Source organism: Kitasatospora sp. NPDC029312 (assembly GCF_055569215.1).
In genome coordinates, this window is record NZ_JBVHXY010000056.1 from 25704 (window position 1) to 43481 (window position 17778).

General features: G+C 73.2%; 17 protein-coding genes and 1 rRNA gene. 4 read left to right on the plus strand and 14 right to left on the minus strand.

Annotation, left to right across the window (positions count from 1 at the left end):
- Positions 1 to 167: 167 nt before the first annotated feature.
- The 5 genes from ACZ4WV_RS31845 to ACZ4WV_RS31865 all read right to left on the minus strand — a co-directional run bounded on the left by ACZ4WV_RS31845 (position 168) and on the right by ACZ4WV_RS31865 (position 4810).
- On the minus strand, positions 168 to 509 hold the full coding sequence (locus ACZ4WV_RS31845) for a nucleotide pyrophosphohydrolase (RefSeq protein ID WP_465752133.1): 342 nt from the start codon (positions 507 to 509) through the stop codon (positions 168 to 170).
- Positions 510 to 622: 113 nt separating this feature from the next.
- Positions 623 to 2041, minus strand: a complete 1419-nt coding sequence (locus ACZ4WV_RS31850) for an AAA family ATPase (protein ID WP_465752120.1) — start codon at positions 2039 to 2041, stop codon at positions 623 to 625.
- A 91-nt stretch (positions 2042 to 2132) separates the two neighbouring features.
- On the minus strand, positions 2133 to 3050 hold the full coding sequence (locus ACZ4WV_RS31855) for a putative RNA methyltransferase (protein WP_465752121.1): 918 nt from the start codon (positions 3048 to 3050) through the stop codon (positions 2133 to 2135).
- A 51-nt stretch (positions 3051 to 3101) separates the two neighbouring features.
- A complete protein-coding gene (locus ACZ4WV_RS31860; RefSeq protein ID WP_465752122.1) occupies positions 3102 to 3920 on the minus strand; it encodes an ATP-grasp domain-containing protein in 819 nt (272 codons plus the stop codon).
- On the minus strand, positions 3917 to 4810 hold the full coding sequence (locus ACZ4WV_RS31865; RefSeq protein ID WP_465752123.1) for an ATP-grasp domain-containing protein: 894 nt from the start codon (positions 4808 to 4810) through the stop codon (positions 3917 to 3919). The genes ACZ4WV_RS31860 and ACZ4WV_RS31865 overlap by 4 nt, the downstream gene beginning before the upstream one ends.
- 208 nt (positions 4811 to 5018) lie before the next feature.
- Between ACZ4WV_RS31865 and ACZ4WV_RS31870 the strand changes: the two genes are divergently transcribed.
- The gene (locus tag ACZ4WV_RS31870; protein WP_465752124.1) at positions 5019 to 5858 is read left to right on the plus strand and encodes a GNAT family N-acetyltransferase; all 840 of its coding nucleotides are present in this window, start codon (positions 5019 to 5021) and stop codon (positions 5856 to 5858) included.
- 103 nt (positions 5859 to 5961) lie between these two features.
- On the opposite strand, the gene ACZ4WV_RS31875 is transcribed toward ACZ4WV_RS31870, so the two are convergent.
- Together ACZ4WV_RS31875 and ACZ4WV_RS31880 are read right to left on the minus strand one after the other, a co-directional pair.
- Entirely contained in the window at positions 5962 to 6390 is a 429-nt protein-coding gene (locus ACZ4WV_RS31875; RefSeq protein ID WP_465752125.1) for a fic family toxin-antitoxin system, toxin component, read from the minus strand.
- Positions 6387 to 6623, minus strand: a complete 237-nt coding sequence (locus tag ACZ4WV_RS31880) for a toxin-antitoxin system HicB family antitoxin (RefSeq protein ID WP_380613687.1) — start codon at positions 6621 to 6623, stop codon at positions 6387 to 6389. The genes ACZ4WV_RS31875 and ACZ4WV_RS31880 overlap by 4 nt, the downstream gene beginning before the upstream one ends.
- A gap of 314 nt (positions 6624 to 6937) precedes the next feature.
- Here ACZ4WV_RS31880 and ACZ4WV_RS31885 point away from each other — a divergent pair, with 314 nt between their 5' ends.
- Complete coding sequence (locus ACZ4WV_RS31885; RefSeq protein WP_465752126.1) at positions 6938 to 7132, plus strand: hypothetical protein; 195 nt, start codon at positions 6938 to 6940, stop codon at positions 7130 to 7132.
- A gap of 65 nt (positions 7133 to 7197) precedes the next feature.
- On the opposite strand, the gene ACZ4WV_RS31890 is transcribed toward ACZ4WV_RS31885, so the two are convergent.
- The gene (locus tag ACZ4WV_RS31890; protein ID WP_465752134.1) at positions 7198 to 8547 is read right to left on the minus strand and encodes a class I SAM-dependent RNA methyltransferase; all 1350 of its coding nucleotides are present in this window, start codon (positions 8545 to 8547) and stop codon (positions 7198 to 7200) included.
- 359 nt (positions 8548 to 8906) lie between these two features.
- The gene (locus ACZ4WV_RS31895; RefSeq protein ID WP_465752127.1) at positions 8907 to 10982 is read right to left on the minus strand and encodes an APC family permease; all 2076 of its coding nucleotides are present in this window, start codon (positions 10980 to 10982) and stop codon (positions 8907 to 8909) included.
- 247 nt (positions 10983 to 11229) lie between these two features.
- Between ACZ4WV_RS31895 and ACZ4WV_RS31900 the strand changes: the two genes are divergently transcribed.
- Positions 11230 to 11898 (plus strand): potassium channel family protein, encoded by a 669-nt coding sequence (locus ACZ4WV_RS31900; RefSeq protein WP_465752128.1) that lies wholly within the window; start codon positions 11230 to 11232, stop codon positions 11896 to 11898.
- The gene (locus tag ACZ4WV_RS31905; RefSeq protein ID WP_402980144.1) at positions 11898 to 12569 is read left to right on the plus strand and encodes a potassium channel family protein; all 672 of its coding nucleotides are present in this window, start codon (positions 11898 to 11900) and stop codon (positions 12567 to 12569) included. The genes ACZ4WV_RS31900 and ACZ4WV_RS31905 overlap by 1 nt, the downstream gene beginning before the upstream one ends.
- Before the next feature lie 164 nt (positions 12570 to 12733).
- On the opposite strand, the gene ACZ4WV_RS31910 is transcribed toward ACZ4WV_RS31905, so the two are convergent.
- The 5 genes from ACZ4WV_RS31910 to rrf all read right to left on the minus strand — a co-directional run.
- The gene (locus ACZ4WV_RS31910; protein WP_465752129.1) at positions 12734 to 13477 is read right to left on the minus strand and encodes a DUF3159 domain-containing protein; all 744 of its coding nucleotides are present in this window, start codon (positions 13475 to 13477) and stop codon (positions 12734 to 12736) included.
- Positions 13474 to 13884, minus strand: a complete 411-nt coding sequence (locus ACZ4WV_RS31915) for an OB-fold nucleic acid binding domain-containing protein (RefSeq protein ID WP_465752130.1) — start codon at positions 13882 to 13884, stop codon at positions 13474 to 13476. The genes ACZ4WV_RS31910 and ACZ4WV_RS31915 overlap by 4 nt, the downstream gene beginning before the upstream one ends.
- Before the next feature lie 65 nt (positions 13885 to 13949).
- On the minus strand, positions 13950 to 14630 hold the full coding sequence (locus tag ACZ4WV_RS31920; protein WP_350749961.1) for a response regulator: 681 nt from the start codon (positions 14628 to 14630) through the stop codon (positions 13950 to 13952).
- Between the two features lie 142 nt (positions 14631 to 14772).
- On the minus strand, positions 14773 to 17361 hold the full coding sequence (locus ACZ4WV_RS31925; protein WP_465752131.1) for a sensor histidine kinase: 2589 nt from the start codon (positions 17359 to 17361) through the stop codon (positions 14773 to 14775).
- Between the two features lie 351 nt (positions 17362 to 17712).
- Positions 17713 to 17778, minus strand: a 5S ribosomal RNA gene (rrf, locus tag ACZ4WV_RS31930); the annotation flags it as partial.

Genomic DNA, 17778 nt, shown 5'->3' on the forward strand with positions numbered 1-17778 from the left:
GATCCCGCTCCTTCCGCTCGCTGTCTCCGTCGCCTCCGGCCGCCGGTGGGGCGGTCGAGTGGTCACGGGGAGAGCGTGCGGGGAGGCGGGGAAAAGTGCATCCACCCCATGCGGAAGCTGTGGAAAACCCGGGGGTTGTGGATAACTTCCGTCCCTCACAAGGGTGATCAGGTCATGTCGGGGTTGACATCGGCCGCCTCTCCCGGAGCCGGGAAGCGGTGTTCATTGCGGTCGATCTTGGCCGCGAGAGCTTCCAGCGGGTCCACCCCGACCGTCGTGCAGAACTGCACCAGGTAGGCGAGCACGTCCGCGACCTCGTCGCGCACCCGGTGGGCCCGTTCCGGGTCGGACATCACCGCGGCCGCCTGCTCGGGCGTGAGCCACTGGAAGATCTCCAGCAGCTCCCCCGCCTCCACGCTCAGCGCCGCCGCCAGGTTCTTCGGCGTGTGGTACGGCTCCCAGCGCCGAGCCGCGGCGAAGTCCACCAGCCGACGCCGCAGCGCCTCCAGGGTCAGCTCCCCGGACTCCGCCGTCCGCCCGCTCCCCGCGGACGCCGCGCGCTCCCCGGCCACCTCGGGCCCGTCCGGCTCCCCTGGCTCCCCCGGCCTCGTCACTCGCTCGTTCACGCCCCCAGGTCTACCGCATCCGGGGCCGCCACCACCCCCGGGGCGCCTCCCCCGACGCCGCCGACGACGTCCCCGGCCCCTTCCCCGCCCCCGGTCCCATCCCCCCGCCCGCACTGCACCGGCACCCGGGCCGTCTCCGACCGCAGCACCGTGAGCCCCGATCCCGGGTCGCGCCGGCACTCCACCAGCGCCACCGCCCCCGAACGCTCTCCGTCCGTCCCGAACGCCTCCCGCGCCGCCGTCGGCTCCTGCAGCGCGGCCACCACCCGTAGCTGGTTGCGTCCCGCCATGTCCCGCGCCAGCCGCAGCAGCGAGGCGGCCTGCTCGGTGGCGAGCCCGCTCCCGAGGTCCTCGGCGAGGACGGTGAGCTGCCGGTGCGCCCAGGGCACCTCGGCGGCCACATCGAGGTCGAGCACCCCGGCCCCGGTGAGCAGCACCGCCGCGAAGGCGAGGTGGCGCAGCATGCCGTCGGAGGCCTGGTCGGCCCCGGTGCGTCCGAGCACGCCCTCGTCGAAGACGGTGAGCACCCGCCGCGCCGCGCCGCTGTCGCGTTCGGCGAGGGTGAGGCCGAGCAGCGGGTGCGGCGCGGCCGCCTGGATGGCCCGCAGCAGTTGGCCGTACCGGCGTGGGCACTCGTTGCTGAGCCGGTGGATGACGGCCGAGATGTTGGCGGCGTTGCTGCGCAGCCGGGCTTGTGGGTCGGCCTTGGCCCAGCCGCGCATCAGGGCCGGTACGGGGTGCAGCGGGAAGACTTCGCGCAGTGCGGTGAGCAGGTCCTCGACGGCGGCGAGGACGAGTCGTTCGCCGGGGGAGGAGCCGGCCACGCGTAGCGGCAGCTGCGCGGTGATCATGGTGCCGCTGGGCAGCGGTGCCCGGATGTCGCCCTGCCTGGTGTCGTTGTGCCAGCAGACGTTGACGCGCCGGTTGCGCAGGTCCTGTTCGCCGGTGTCCACCAGCGTCCGGCCGTCGAGAGTGATCGATTCGCGGGCGATCCGCACCGGGCCGTCGGTGCGGATCACCAGGTCGAGCCGGATCCGGCCGCGCGGTGAGCGGACGGTACAGCCCAGGATGACGGCGTCGCGTCCGTGCGGCACGCACCCGTCGAGGCCGCCGCGTACGGGTGCGGCGAGCGGGCCGGTGCGGTCGGCGAGCCCGTCCAGGGAGTCGGTGATCTCCTCGCCGAGGGCGAGCCGGGACAGTACGGCGAGCGCGTCGAGGGCGTTGGACTTGCCCACGCCGGCGGGCCCGTGCAGCACGGTGAGCGGGGCGAGCGGCAGGACGGCCCGCCGGTACGACTTGAAGGCGGTGAGCCGGAGCTCTTCGACGGTGGGGCGTGGCACGGGCGGCCGGTCGGGCATGGGGGTGCTCGGGCGCAGAGGGGCCGGCCCGGTGGGGGCGGCGGCGTCGCGGTTCACCCGTGGGACGTTAGCCGCAGGCCGATCGGGAGAAACGTGCCTGCTCAGCAAAATTCATCCCAACGTGCGGCCAACCCTGTGACCCGATGACCTACGGCCGCCGGTAGGCGGCCACCGTCACGGAGGCGGTCACCTCGACCGGGTCCGGCAGGGCCGCGAGGGCGGCGTCGAGCCGCGCCGGGTCGGTGTGCCAGGCACTGGGGCCCATGCCGACGACGGTGCGGACGTCCTGCGGCCCGAGCCGCAGGGTGAACTCGACCTCGTGCTGCTCCACCGGTGTCAGGTGGGGGCCGAGCTTCTCGTCGATCCGGCGCTGCTTCTCCTCGTCCACGGACAGCAGTCCGAGTGCGGCCACGAGTTCGCGCAGGTGGCGGGCGGTGGGCGCGACCAGCAGCAGGGTGCCGCCGGGGCGCAGCACCCGGCGGATCTCGGGGCCGTTGCGCGGCGCGAACACGTTGAGCACCAGGTCGGCGGAGGCGTCCCGCAGCGGCAGGGGCCGCCAGGCGTCGCAGACGACGGCCCCGATCCTGGGGTGGGCCTTGGCGGCGCGGCGCAGCGCGTACTTGGAGATGTCGAGCGCGGCGCCGACCCGGCCGGGCAGGGCGTCGAGGACGTGGGCCAGGTAGTGGCCGGTGCCGGCCCCGAGGTCGGCGACCAATCCCTCGGGGGCGAGGGAAGGGCCGGCCTCCGCGTGGGGCGGGCCGGCCTGCGCGAGAGGCGGACCGGCCTGCGCGTCGGAGGGCCCGGCCGCGGTGAGCGCGGTGGCGGCCTCGGCGAGGGCGTCGGCGATCGGCCGGTAGTGGCCGGCGGTGAGGAAGTCGGCGCGCGCGGCGACCATCTCGGCGGTGTCGCCGGTGCCGGTGTGGGCGTCGCCGGGGAGCAGGCTGACGTACCCCTGTTTGGCGAGGTCGAAGCTGTGCCCGGCGGCGCAGCGCAGGCTGCGTTCGTGCCGGGTGAGGGCCTGCGCGCAGTGGGGGCAGGCCAGGTAGGGCTCGATGTCCTGCAGCAACGTTCCGTCTTCTCTCGCCGTTCGCCCCGGCCGTTCGGGGCGCCAGCCAGCCTAACGACCCGGGCCCGCCGGGGGCCGCCCCCGCTCCGCGGCCGCCCGCAGGGCCAAGGCGGCGAGGGCCTCCGGCGCGCCCGGCCGCCCGCGCACCCCGGGGAACGCGTTGACGTCCACGATGACCGGTTCCGCGGCTCCGTCGAGGAGGTCGACCCCGTAGACGTCGAGCCCGAACACCTCCCCCACCCGCAGCGCGAGCGCGGTCAGTGCGGCGGGCGGCTCCCATGCGCCGACCGGGCCCGTCTCCCCGCTGTCGGGGGAGAGTTCGGAGCGCCGCCGGGCCGCGAAGAGCTGCCCGTCGACGACCCACAGCTTCTGGTCCCAGCCGTTGCCGGGCAGATACGGCTGGGTGACGATTTCCTCGTCGGGCCAGCGCTCGGCGAGTTCGCGCAGCCGCACCGCGTCGTCGACCTTCGCGACCAGGTCGTGCCGTCGGCTGTGCCGGCTCTTGACCACGAACGGCTTCCCTGGGAAGGCCAGTTCACCGAGCCGCCGAACGGTGGTGGTCGCCGCGAACGGCAGTCCGGCGCTCCGGCCGAGTTCCGCCATCCGCGTCCGGTCCTGGCAGAGTTCCGTCGCCGCCGCCGAGTTGATGACGGTCGCGCCACGCCGTTCCAACTCCCGCGCGAGGGCGAGGGCTTGCGGCGTACGGGCCTTGAGCAGATAGACGTCGGCGAGCACCCCGGCCCCGGCGCCGAAGGGATCAGCAGCGTCCGGCGGAACGACCTCCACCGCGCACCCACGCCGCACCAGCACCTCGGCGGCGGCCGCGAGCACCGGGTGCCCCGGGTCGCGCGTGATCAGTCCGGCCCTCACCGCAGGTCACCGTCCACCAGGTCCAGCGGGCCGTACGAGGCGCCGCCCACCGGCACCAGCGGGGGCGCTGTCACGGCCGTCCCGCTGCGCGCGAGCCGCAGCACCGCCCGGGCGACCCGGGCCACCGCGTCGGGAACCTGCCGGAAGCTGGGGAAGTCGTTGACGTCCACCACGACCGGCCCGTCCGGGCCGAGCAGCACGTCGATCCCGTAGAGGTCCAACCCGAACACCTCGCCGACCTGGGCGGCGATCCGCGCCACGCTCGCCGGCAGCGGCACCTGGCGTTCGCGCACGCCCTGCCCGGGGTGCAGCAGGGATGAACGTTCCGTTGCGAAGAGCTCGCCGTCGACGCAGTACACCTTGAGGTCCGTCCCGGAGTTGGGCACGTACGGCTGCGCGATCAGCAGCCCCTCGCCCGCGAGTTCGGGCCCGAGGCCGGGCAGGTCGTCGGGTCCGGCGACCAGGCGGACGCCCCGCCCCGAGCTGCCGTCGGCCGGTTTGACGACCAGCGGGTACTCGGACGCGGGGATCTCGGCGAGCCGCTCCCAGCGGGCGGCCGCGTAGGTGACCGGGGCGGGCAGCCCGCGGGTGCGGGCGATGACGGAGGCGAGCGCCTTGTCCCGGACGCCGCGGATCGAGCGCACGTCGTTGACGGTGGTCAGGCCCACGGCGGCGGCCGCCTCCAGCAGGGTGAGCCCGGGCCCGCCGGAGACGGTCTTGAGCACCCAGGCGTCGTGGCTGCCCGCCCGCACCGACTCGGAGATCACCATCAGCGAGTCCCCGGGGCGCAGCACGTCCACCCGGTGTCCCCACGCGGTGAGTTGGCGTGCCACGTCCAGGGGCATGCCGTCCCGCCGGTAGTGCTCCTCCACCAGAAAGCAGAGCCTCATGGGCCTGTCTTCCCCCCTTGCCTCGCCGAGTGCATCCGTAGGTCCGCCGTCCCCCCTCGGCAGAACCGTGAAGGGTTCAGCTTGCCCGGTGTACACGCACAAGATCACCGCGAGCCGGTAAGCGTTCGGCAACAATCCGCGGCCTCGGCCGGGCGCCCCGGGGCGAAACCGGTGGCGGTCCGTCAGTGCCCCTGCTTGTATGCACGCCGTGACTTCCGCTGATCATGCCGACGACCGTGCCCTGCTCGACGAGATCGAGCGCTACTACGACGCGGCTCCGCGCAGTGCCGCGGACGCCGAGGACTTCGGCCCGCTGACCCTGTTCGTCCGCAGGGACGCCGCCGGCTGGCCGTACTACGCCCGCCCGACGCTCGGCCACGACGGCCCTGCCGCCACCGCCGAGGACGTCCGCACGGTGCTGGCGCGGCAGCGGGAGTTGGGCGCGCCGGAGGCCTTCGAGTGGGTCGCCGAGCGGAATCCCGAGCTGCGTGCGGCCGTGGAGGCGGCCGGGCTGACGGTGCACGAGCATCCGCTGCTGGTGCTCGCCTCGGAGGCGGAGGCCCCGGCGCCCGAGCTGTCCGGGCGGGTGGAGGTGCGGGTGCTGGGCGCGGACGCGCCGGAGCTGGCGGCCGCGGTGGCCGTTCCGCACGTGGCCTTCGGCACTCCGGGCACTGCCGCCGGTGAGGCGGGAGCGGCCGAACTGGCCGAGCACATCGCGGCGTTGACGGCCGACGGCAGGGTCGCGCGGGTCGCGCGGCGGATCGCCGACGGCGTCACCGTGCAGGCCGCCGCCTTGGACGGCGCCGAGGTGCTGTGCGCGGGCCAGCATAATCCGGTGGGCCGGGTCACCGAGGTGGTCGGGGTCGGCACGCTGCCGTCCGCGCGTCGTCGCGGCCTGGGCCTCGCGGTCACGGCGGCGCTGGTGGCGCACGCGCGCGCCCACGGGGTGCGGACGGTGTTCCTGTCCGCCTCGGACGAGGACGTCGCCCGGATCTACCGCCGGGCCGGCTTCCGTCCGTTCGCGACGGCCCTCATCGCGGAGCGGTGACCGGCGGGCGGCGAGGACGGCGGCCGGACGACCGGGTCCGCGCGCCGGCGACCGGTCGACGGGACGGCGACCGGCGGGCCTGTGGGACGGCCCGGCCCTGCCGTCAGTCGTCGTCCTCGTCCTCGTCGTCCGCCCCGCTGACGCCCTCCCCCGCGGCCTCGTCCACCACCCAGGCCGCCAGCCGCTCCGCGACCCCGGACACGCCGAGCCGCCCTTCCCGGATGGCGCGGGAGAGGCTGCGGACCTCGCGGGCGGTGGTGGCGACGGTGCAGCCGCTGGCGACGAGGTAGGCGTAGGCGACGGCGGTCGCGAAGAGCTCGTTGGTCTTCTCCAGGGCCGGCACCCGGATCAGCTGGTGCATCAGGGCGGCAGCGCGGTCCTGCGGTTCGGGGTAGACGGCGATGTCGAAGATCTCGGCCTGGTGCCGGGTGACGGCCGCGAGCAGCGATCCGTAGTCGGTGACCTGCGGGTCACCGGGCGTGTACTGCTCGGCGGTCATGAGCAGCCACGAGAGGTCGACCTCCAGTTTCAACGGCGCACGTCCTGGATCTCGCCCGGCTCCCCGAACTCGGCGAGGAACGCCGTCTCGTACTCCTTCATGAACTGCGCGGCCGCGTCGACGAAGGCCCGCCCCGACTCGCCCATGTCCTGCTGGACCAGGCGTTCGATGTACTGGTTCATGCTGATCCCCTGTTGCTCCGCCCGTTCCCGGGCCATCTCCGCGGTCGTGGCGTCCACTCGGACGTTCAGCTGCTTCTTACCCATGCCCTCAAGCTAGCGCTGAAGTGCTAGCACAACAAGGGCGCACATCCACCGCCCGCACACCCGCCGCACGCCCCCGCGCAACCTCCCGTCCCCCGAGCCGTCACCGCAGCCGTCACCGGAACCGCCATCAGAGCCGTCACCGCGGCCGTCATGGAGCCCACCGAACCGGCCGCCGAGCCGCCCAGCTCCCCTACCCTGCCCGCCGCCACCCCACCCCACCAGGGCGAGCGAGACTTGAAGAGTCCTTCACCATCCGGGACTCTGAACTCTCCTGAGCGTTCCCCGAGCGGCACCGACCGGTGTGGAGGCCGGCAATGACAGCCATGTTCGACCAGGAGCTGCGTGAGCAGCTCGCCCAGGCCCGGCGGGACCTCGCGGCGGCCCGGGCCGAAGGGGACGCCGACGGCGTCCAGGCGTACCAGGGCCGGATCGCCGCGCTCCTGCGGCTCGCCGCCCAGCACGGCATCGACCTTCCGCACAGTGCCGACGAGGAGGAGCACAACGGCTGACCGCGCGCCGGAACGCCGAGGAGGCGGCACCCGTACCGAACGGGTGCCGCCTCCTGCGCGTCGGGTCACTCCCCGATGGGCTCCAGGATCGCCACGCACTCGAAGTGGTGCGTCATCGGGAACAGGTCGAAGGCCCGCAGCGACACCGGACGGTAGCCGCCCTCGCGGAAGAACCCGAGGTCCCGGGCGAGCGCCGCCGGGTCGCAGGCCACGTACGCGATCCGGCGCGCCTCCAGGCCCACCAGGTGCGCGACCGTCTCACGGCCGGCGCCCGAGCGCGGCGGGTCGAGGACGATCAGGTCGGTGGCGGTGATGCCGGTGCGCGGCAGCAGCGTCTCGACCCGGTCGCACTCGATCCGCACGTTGTCCAGCGCGGCCAGGTTGTGCCGGGCGTCGGCCACGGCCTGCTTGGCGGACTCGATGCCGAGCACCGCGCCGTCCTCGCCGACCCGGTCGGCCAGCGCGCCCGCGAACAGGCCGACGCCGCAGTACAGGTCGAGCGCGTTCTCGCCCCACTGCGGGTCCAGCCCGTCCAGCACCGCGTCGACCAGCGTCTCCGGCGCCTCCGGGTGGATCTGCCAGAACCCGCCGTTGCTGACCCGCCAGGTGCGCCCGGCGGCCCGCTCGCGCACGAAGCCGCGCCCGTGCACCCGGTGCACGTCGCCCTGGTCGTCGATCCGGGCGATCGACACCGGCTTGTCCAGCTCGACCAGCGGCAGCTGGGCCCCGGGGCGCGGGGTCAGCACCACCTGGCGGTCCGAGGAACCGCTCGCGGCGACCACCTCCACCGCGGCCACACCCGGCCAGTCGCGGGACTCGATGCCCAGCTCGGTGACGCCCTCCGCAGCGATCAGGCAGCGGTCCACCGGCTGCACCTCGTGCGAGCGGTGCTTGCGCAGACCGACCTTGTCGGTCTGCGCGTCCACCGCGTACTGCACCCGGGTGCGCCAGGCCGGCACCTGTCCGGCCGGCAGCTTGCCGCCGACCGGCTCGACGCTGCCGTCCCAGCCCGCCTCGGCCGGGGTGAGCCCGGCCAGCTTCGCCAGCTGCTCGGTCAGCACCGCCGCCTTGAGCTTGCGCTGCCCGCCCGGGGTCACGTGCTGCCAGTCGCAGCCGCCGCACTTGCCCGGCCCGGCGAACGGGCAGGGCGCCTCGATCCGCTCCTTGGCGGGCTCCAGCACCTCCACCGCGTCGGCCCGCAGGAACCGGGAGGTGGTGGTGCCCTCGGTCACCAGCGCGACCACCTTCTCGCCGGGCAGCGCGTGCCGGACGAACAGCACCCGCCCCTCGTACCGGGCCACGCAGTGCCCGCCGCCGTGCGCGACCGGGCCGACCTCGACCTCGTAGCGCTGCCCGACCAGCGGATCCCCGGACGGCTTCTCCTGGCGCGGCGCCCGCGGGCCGGCCGCGCGCAGCGCCTTCGGCGGCCGCACCGCCTGCTTGCGCGGCGCCTTGCGGCCCGCCCCGCCGCCGTCGTCGCCGGCCGCCCGGGCGCCCTTCTCCGCACCGGCACCCTTGTCCGCGCGGGCGGGCTTCTGCGCACCGGCGCCCTTCTCGGCGCGGGCGGGCCGCCCGGCCGGGGCGTCCGGGCGGGGCTCCCCCGGCACGACCGGCGCGGTGCGCGCCGTCAGGCCGTCCCGGTCGGTGGCCTCCGGACGGTGCGGCCGGCCCCAGCGCGGCCGGGAGACCTGCCCGGGCTGGGAGCCGCCCCGACGGGCGCCGCCCTTGCCGGAGGCGCCGGAGGAGCCCGAGGAGCGGGGCGGAGTGTTGCGCGTCACTGGGAGGAGTCCTTGCTGCGGTCGGAGGTGCCACCGGCGGTCGCACCGGCACGGTCGGAATCCTTCGACTTTACGGCCTTCGGCGCCCGAGGGTCGCCACGCCGGACGGCACCCGGCGGCGACCAGGCCTTCAGCGCCTTGCGCCGCTCCGACGATTCCAGCTGCCAGGGCACCGACGTCACCATCACTCCGGGCTTGAACAGCAGCCGCCCCTTGAGCCGCAGCGCGCTTTGGTTGTGCAGCAGGTGCTCGTACCAGTGGCCGACCACGTACTCGGGGATGTAGACCGCGACCACGTCGCGCGGACTGCTGCGCCGCAGGTTCTTCACGTAGTCCAGGATCGGCCCGGTGATCTCGCGGTAGGGGGAGTCCAGCACCTTGAGCGGCACCTCGATGCCGCGCTCGTCCCACTCCTGCCGCAGCGCCGCCGTGTCCGCCGGGTCGACGTTGACGCTGACCGCCTCCAGGGTGTGGGCGTGGGCCAGCCTGGCGTACGCGAGGGCGCGCAGCGCCGGCTTGTGCAGCTTGGAGACCAGCACGATCGCGTGCACCCGGGTGGGCGGCACCACGTCGTCCGGCTCGACGGCGGCGGTGAGCTCCTCGGAGACCCGGTCGTAGTGGCGGCGGATGCCCTTCATCATCACGAACAGCACGGCCATCGCGGCGATCGCGATCCAGGCGTGGCCGATCTTGGTGACCAGCACGACGATGAGCACCGCCATGGTCATCACCAGGCCGAAGCCGTTGATCGCCCGGCTGCGCTGCATGTGGCGGCGCTTGGCGGGGTCGGTCTCGGTGCGCAGCAGGCGGGTCCAGTGCCGGATCATGCCGGACTGGCTCATGTTGAAGGAGACGAAGACGCCGACGATGTAGAGCTGGATCAGCCGGTTGGGGTCCGCGTCGAACGCGATGATCAGCAGGATCGCGGCGATCGCCAGCAGGATGATGCCGTTGGAGAAGGCCAGCCGGTCGCCGCGGGTGTGCAGCTGGCGCGGCAGGTAGCGGTCCTGGGCCAGGATCGAGCCGAGCACCGGGAACCCGTTGAAGGCGGTGTTGGCGGCCAGCACCAGGATCAGGCCGGTGACGGCGGCGACGAAGTAGAAGCCGGGCGTGAAGTTGTTGAAGACGGCCTCGCTGATCTGGGCCAGCGCGGTCTTCTGGTGGTAGTCGGGCGCGGCGCCGACGAGCTGCTCGGCCGGGTTCTCGGCCATCTGCACGCCGGTCAGCCGGGCCAGCCAGATGATGCCCATGAACATCACCACGGCGATGGACGCCATCAACAGCAGGGTGGTGGCCGCGTTCTTGCTCTTCGGCTTGCGGAAGGCCGGCACGCCGTTGGAGATCGCCTCCACACCGGTGAGCGCGGCGCAGCCGGAGGAGAAGGATTTCAGCAGCAGGAACACCATCGCGAATCCGGCCAGCGAGTCGTTGCCCGGGGTGGCGGCGAGGTGGAAGCCGGAGCTCTCGGCGGGCATGGACTGGCCGAGCGCGAAGTGCCGGAGCACGCCGTAGCCGACCATTCCGATCACGCCGATCATGAAGGCGTAGGTGGGCACCGCGAAGGCGCTGCCGGACTCGCGCACTCCGCGCAGGTTCATGCCCATCAGGAGCACCACCACGATGACCGACACGATCATCTCGTGTCCGCGCAGCGCCGGGACGGCGGAGACCACGTTGGCGACGCCGGAGGTGGTGGACACGGCCACGGTCAGCACGTAGTCGACCATGAGGGCGGCCGCGACCACCAGACCGGCCGCCGGCCCGTGGTTGACGGTCGCGACCTCGTAGTCGCCGCCCCCACTCGGGTAGGCGTGCACGTTCTGCCGGTACGAGGCGACCACGGCGAGCATCACGACCGCCACCACGAGGCCGATCAGCCAGGAGAAGTGGATCGCCGACGCCCCCGCGACGGACAGGGTGAGCAGGATCTCCTCGGGGGCGTACGCGACCGAGGAGAGCGCGTCCGAGGCGAAAACGGGCAGCGCGATCCGCTTGGGGAGAAGCGTTTCCCCCAGCTTGTCGCTGCGGAGCGCACGCCCGATCAGGATGCGTTTCGGAAGGTCTTTCGGCATAGGCACGGTAAGGAATCGTAGGGGCTTCCCGGGCGGGGCTCTGCCGTTTGTCCCCCCCTTCGTCGCGACTGCGTTCTGTGGACCGGCTAGCGTGTCGGATACGAGTCGACGGGCAACACTCGGATTGTCGAGCGGTTTCCAGCCGATGCCCCCACGAGGAAGCTCGTCCCGGCACGCCGGGCGGGAAAGGGAGATGAGCGGTGTTTGCGCAGGTCAAGAGCCCTACGGGACGGGTGAGGTAGCGCCGGTGCACATCGTCATCATGGGCTGCGGCCGCGTGGGCTCGGCCCTCGCCAGAGCGCTCGAGAAACAGGGCCACTCGGTGGCCGTGGTCGATCAGGATCCGACCGCCTTCCGCCGGCTGGGCGCCGGGTTCAAGGGGCGCCGGGTCACCGGAGTCGGCTTCGACCAGGACACCCTGCGCGAGGCGGGCATCGAGGAGGCCGGCGCCTTCGCCGCCGTCTCCAGCGGTGACAACTCCAACATCATCGCCGCCCGCGTGGCCCGGGAGACCTTCGGCGTCGAGAACGTCGCGGCCCGGATCTACGACCCCCGCCGCGCCGAGGTGTACCAGCGCCTGGGCATCCCGACCGTGGCGACGGTCCGCTGGACCGCCGACCAGATGCTGCGCCGGCTGCTGCCGAGCGGCGCCGAGCCGCTGTGGCAGGACCCGAGCGGCAGCGTGCAGCTGGCCGAGGTCGCCTACCACCCGGACTGGGTCGGCCAGCGGGTCAGCCGGCTGGAGGAGTCCTCCGGCGCCCGGGTGGCCTTCGTCACCCGGCTCGGCGAGGGCGTGCTGCCCTCGCCGCAGATGGTGGTGCAGGAGGGCGACCTGGTGCACGTGATGGTGCGCCGGACGGACCTGACGGCCGTCGAGGCCGCGTTCGCGCAGGGTCCGAAGGAGGAGGGTCACTGATGCGCGTCGCCATTGCCGGGGCCGGTGCCGTGGGCCGCTCGATCGCGGGCGAGCTGCTGGAGAACGGGCACGAGGTCCTGCTGATAGACAAGAACCCGAACTCCATCTCGGTGGAGCGGGTGCCGATGGCGGAGTGGCTGCTGGCCGACGCCTGCGAGATCACCTCGCTGGACGAGGCCGCCCTGCAGCGCTGCCACGTGGTGATCGCCGCCACCGGTGACGACAAGGTCAACCTGGTCGTCTCGCTGCTCGCCAAGACCGAGTACGCGGTGCCGCGGGTGGTCGCCCGGGTGAACAACCCCAAGAACGAGTGGCTCTTCAACGAGTCCTGGGGCGTGGACGTGGCCGTCTCCACCCCGCGCCTGATGTCCGCCCTGGTCGAGGAGGCGGTCAGCGTCGGCGACCTGGTCCGCCTGATGCGCTTCAGCCAGGGCAACGCCAACCTGGTCGAGCTGACCCTTGCCGCCGACACCGAACTGGTCGGCACCCGGGTCGGCGACGTGGCCTGGCCGCAGGACACCGCACTGGTGACGATCATCCGCGAGGGCCGGGTGCTGGTGCCCGGCAAGGACGACACCCTGGAGGGCGGCGACGAGCTGCTCTTCGTCGCCGCGCAGGAACGCGAGGAGGAGCTGGAGCAGCTGCTCTCGGCCACCTCCGGCGCCCAGTAGGAAGCACCGGAACACGGCGCAGGGCCCGCACCCGGGTCGGGTGCGGGCCCTGCGCCGTCCTCGGGACCGTCCTCGGGACCGTCCTCGGGCCGTAATCGGCGCCCGTGCCCGGCGCCCGTGCCCGGCGTCCGTGCTCGGCGCCCGTGGCGGCCTCGTGGGGGCGGCTATTTCGCCGGCTCGTCCTCGTCGTCGTCCAGCTGCGCCTTGATCGGCGGCGGCGCCTTCAGCAGGATCTGCCAGGTGACGTACATCGCCAGCAACAGCGGCGGAATGCCGAGGGCGACCTTCAGCCAGCCGAGCAGGTTCACGTTGTGGGTGAAGTACAGCGGGAAGAGGATCACCGGCTTGAGGCCCATGATCACCACCCAGGCCCAGGTCGCCTTGGTGTAGGCGGCCAGACGCCCCGGGTTCTCCTTGCGCCAGGTGAACATCTCGCCGGTGATCGGGCCGAGCATCACCCCGATCATCGGCCAGCGCGCCAGCGCGGAGGCCGCCAGGGCGATGCAGTAGCCGACGTTCCAGAGCAGCCCGGGCAGGTAGAAGTCCTCGGCCTTGCCGCTCTTCATCGCGATCCAGGCGCCCAGGGCCACACCGAACACACCGCTGAAGGCGTGCTGGATGGTCTCCCGCTTCGCCAGCCGCACCACCACGAGCAGGCCGCTCAGGCCGAGCGCGGCCCAGGCGGCGGCGCTCACCTGGTGGGTGATGTTGTACGTGACGATGAAGACCAGGCCGGGCAGCGTCATGTCGATCATGCCGCGTACGCCGCCGAAGGCCTGCAGCACGGTGTCGGCGGCCTCCTTGGAGGCGGCCTGACGGGCGGCCTCGGCGGCCGCCGGGTCGAGCGGCGGCTCGACGGTCGGCTCGGCGGCCGGTGCGACGGCTTCGCCGCCGGGGTGGTTGCTCACGCTTCGCTCCCGTGTCCGACCGGACGCAGCTCATAGCGGGGGTTGAACAGCACGCGGCGCCCGCGTGCGTGGCTGATCCGGCCGCTGGCGACCAGCCGGCGGCCCGGCTCTATGCCCGCGATCGAGCGGCGGCCGAGCCAGACGACCTCCAGCGCCTCGGTGCCGTCGAAGAGTTCGGCCTCCAGCGCCGGCACCCCGGCCCGGGGACGGAGCGTCACCGTGCGCAGCGTGCCCGCGACGGTGACCAGCTCACGGTCCGCGCAGCCGGCGATCGGCCGGCAGCCGGACTCCGCGGCGATCTCCTGGCGCAGGTCCTCGGCGTCCAGTTCCTCGGCCGAGGAGGTCAGCCGGCTGAGCATGCGGCGGAATCGCCCCGGCGGCTGGCCACTGCTGTTGTCACCACTCATGTCGGCAGGGTACCGGTTTCCGGGCCCCCGGCGGCAGGCCGCACGACCGCCGGGGGCGCCCCCGGTCAGCCCTCGAAGCGGTATCCCATGCCCGGTTCGGTGATGAAGTGGCGCGGATGCGAAGGGTCCCGCTCCAGCTTCCGGCGCAGCTGGGCGAGGTAGACCCGCAGGTAGTTGGTCTCAGTGCGGTAGGCCGGGCCCCACACCTCCTGGAGCAGCTGGGTCTGGCTGACCAGCCGGCCGGCGTTGCGGACCAGCACTTCCAGCAGGTGCCATTCGGTGGGCGTGAGGCGTACGTCGGTGCCGTCCCGGTTGACCTTCTTGGCAGCGAGGTCGACGGTGAAGCTCTCGGTGACGACCAGCGAGTCGTCCTCGCCCGCCACCGGCTCGGCCCGGCGCACCGCGGCCCGCATCCGGGCGAGCAGCTCGTCCATGCCGAAGGGCTTGGTGACGTAGTCGTCGGCGCCGGCGTCCAGGGCCTCGACCTTCTCGTCGGAGGCGTGCCGGGCCGACAGCACGATGATCGGCACCCGGGTCCAGCCGCGCAGACCGCGGATCACCTCGACGCCGTCCATGTCGGGTAGGCCCAGGTCGAGGACGACCACGTCCGGATGACGGGCGGCGGCCAGCTCCAGCGCGCTCGCGCCGTCGTGGGCCGCGTCCACCTCGTACTTGCGGGCCTTGAGGTTGATCACCAGCGCGCGGACGATCTGCGGTTCGTCGTCCACGACGAGGACCCGGGTCATGTGCGGGCTCCGCCTTTCAGGGCTGTCGGATCTTTCGGACTGTGTGACTCGGCTGGAGCCGCGACCCGCATACCGGACCGGCGGGGGCGGCCCATGCGCGACGGGGGCAACGGGCGGGGAGCGGGCGGTGCGCCGCGGGGCCTCAGGTGATCAGCTGCGACAGCGATCCGTCGTCGTCCCCGACCGGCTCCCCCGGTTCGGGCGGCCGCTCGACGGCGGGCAGGCTGACGACCATGGTCAGACCGCCACCCGGGGTGTCCTCGGCGGTGACGGTGCCGGCCATCGCCTCGACGAAGCCGCGCGCCACCGCCAGTCCCAGGCCCACGCCGGCGCCGCGCGGCGCGTCCCCGTACCGCTGGAACGGCGCGAAGATCCGCTCCTTCGCGTCCTCGGGCACCCCCGGCCCACGGTCCACGATCCGCAGCTCGACCCGGCCCGGCCCGCCCGGCTGCTCCAGCGCGTCCGCCTTGACCAGCACCCTGACGCCCTCCGGGCTGTACTTCACGGCGTTCTCGACCAGGTTGGCCAGCGAACGCTCCAACAGCCCGCCGTCGGCCCGCACCATCGGCAGCGTCTCCGGGACCTCCAACCGGACGGACTCCGGCGCCACACCGCCCAACGCGTACGGCACGACCTCGTCCAGGTCGGTCTCCTGGATCAGCGGGGTGACGGTGCCGGTCTGCAGCCGGCTCATGTCCAGCAGATTGTTGATCAGGTGGTCCAGCCGGTCGGCCCCGGCCTCGATGCCCGCCAGCAGCTCGGCCTCGTCCTCCGGATCCCACTCCACGTCGGCCGAGCGCAGTGAACTCACCGAGGCCTTGATGCCGGCCAGCGGGGTGCGCAGGTCGTGCGAGACGGCGGCCAGCAGCGCAGTGCGGATCCGGTTGCCCTCGGCCTCCCGGCGGGCCGCGGCGGCCTCCCGGGCCAGCCGGCGGCGCTCCAGCACCACGGCGGCCTGGGCGGCGAAGGCCCCCAGCAGACGCCGGTCCTCCCCGGGCAGCACCCGGCCCCGCAGCACCAGCGCCAGGCCCTCCCCGACCGGCACGTCCACGTCGGCCTCCTCGGGCCGCTGCGGCGGGCGCGGGCCGGCCGCGGCGACCGGCGCCCAGGCGGCCAGCTGCTCGGGGCGCTCCAGCAGCGCGGCGCTCTCCTGCCCGAACGTCTCCCGCACCTGCTCCATCAGCGCCGTCAGCACCCCGTCACCGTTCGGCGCACCGCGCAACACCGTGCCGGCCAGCGCGCTGAGCGTCTGCGCCTCGGCCCGGGCGCGGGCCGCCTGGTGGGTGCGCCGAGCCGCCAAGTCCACCACGGAGGCGACCGAGCAGCCGACGACGGTGAATATCGCCACCGCCATGATGTTCTGCGGCTCGTTGATGGTGAAGGTGTGCAGCGGAGGGGTGAAGTAGTAGTTCAGCACCGTGGAGCCGACCAGCGCCGAGCCGATCGACGGCAGCAGCCCGCCGACCAGCGCCGCGCACACCGTCAGCGACAGGAACAGCAGCATGTCCGTGGACAGGCCCAGCCCGCCGACCGCGGCCAGCACCAGCGCCAGCACCGGCGGCCCCGCCAGCCCGATCAGCCAGCCGGCGACCGTCCTGGTCCGGCCCAGATCGGTGATCCGGCGGACCGGTACCGTGCCGCGCCGCCCGTGCCCGGCGTGCTCGTGGGTGACCATGTGGACGTCGATGTCCCCGGCCTTCTGGGTGACCGTGGTACCGACGCCCGGCCCGTACAGGAACTGCCAGCCGGGTCGGCGGCTCGTGCCGAGTACGATCTGGGTCGCGTTCACGCCGCGCGCGAAGTCCAGCAGCCCGGCCGCGGGGTCGTCGCCCAGGACGTTGTGGAAGGAGCCGCCGAGGCTCTCCACCAGCGCGCGCTGCTCGATCAGGGTCTGCGGCGAGCCCGAGCCCGCCAGGCCGTCCGAGCGGGAGATGTGGACCGCGAGCAGCTCACCGCCGGAGACGCGGGCCGCGATCCGGGCCGCCCGGCGGATCAGCGTCGCCCCCTCGGGGCCGCCGGTCAGGCCGACCACGATCCGCTCCCGGGCCTGCCAGGTGCCCACGATGCCCTGCTCGGCCCGGTACTTCTGGAGGTACTCGTCCACCCGGTCAGCGGTCCACAGCAACGCCAGCTCGCGCAGCGCCGTCAGATTGCCAGGACGGAAGTAGTTGGCGAGCGCGGCGTCGATCTTCTCCGGCGCGTACACGTTGCCGTGCGCCAGCCGCCGCCGCAGCGCCTGCGGGGACATGTCCACCAGCTCGATCTGGTCCGCCCGGCGGACCACCTCGTCCGGGACGGTCTCGCGCTGACGCACTCCGGTGATGCCCAGGACGGCGTCACCGAGCGACTCCAGGTGCTGGACGTTGACCGTGGAGATCACGTCGATCCCGGCCGCCAGCAGCTCCTCGACGTCCTGCCAACGCTTTTCGTTGCGGCAGCCGACGTTGGTGTGGGCGAGCTCGTCCACCAACGCCACCTGCGGACGGCGGGCCAGGACGGCGTCCAGGTCCATCTCGGAGAACCTGGCACCCCGGTGCACCACCTGCTGGCGCAGCACGACCTCCAGCCCGGCGACGAGGTCCGCGGTGCGCCGGCGGCCGTGGTCCTCGACGAACGCCACCACGACGTCCGTGCCGCGCTCCTGCCGCCGGTGCGCCTCCGCGAGCATGGCGCACGTCTTGCCGACCCCGGGGGCCGCCCCGAGGTAGATGCGCAGCCTGCCGCGTCCCATGAGCACCATTCTTGATCCGGCTCTGTCCGGCAGCCACCCCCGGACACCTGTTCCCGTCCCTTCGAGACTACGGCGTGAGAGGCGATTTTCCGCTGATCAGTGCACTGATCATGCGGTTTTAGCGGCATATTGACGGAAGACCAGCCACTCGGCGGGGGTCACGGGAAGCGGGGCGACGGCCCTCGTCGAGCCCCGTCCGAGCCCCGTCCGAGCCCTTCCGAGCCCTTCCGCGCCTCGGTCAACCCATCGGTCGATCCTTCGCGACGACTCTTCTCGACCCGTTTCCCGTGACGTCCGTAAACGCGAAAAGGCCCTGCCCGGCAACCCGGGCAGGGCCTTTTCAGAAGAATTGTTCGGCGGCGTCCTACTCTCCCACAGGGTCCCCCCTGCAGTACCATCGGCGCTGTGAGGCTTAGC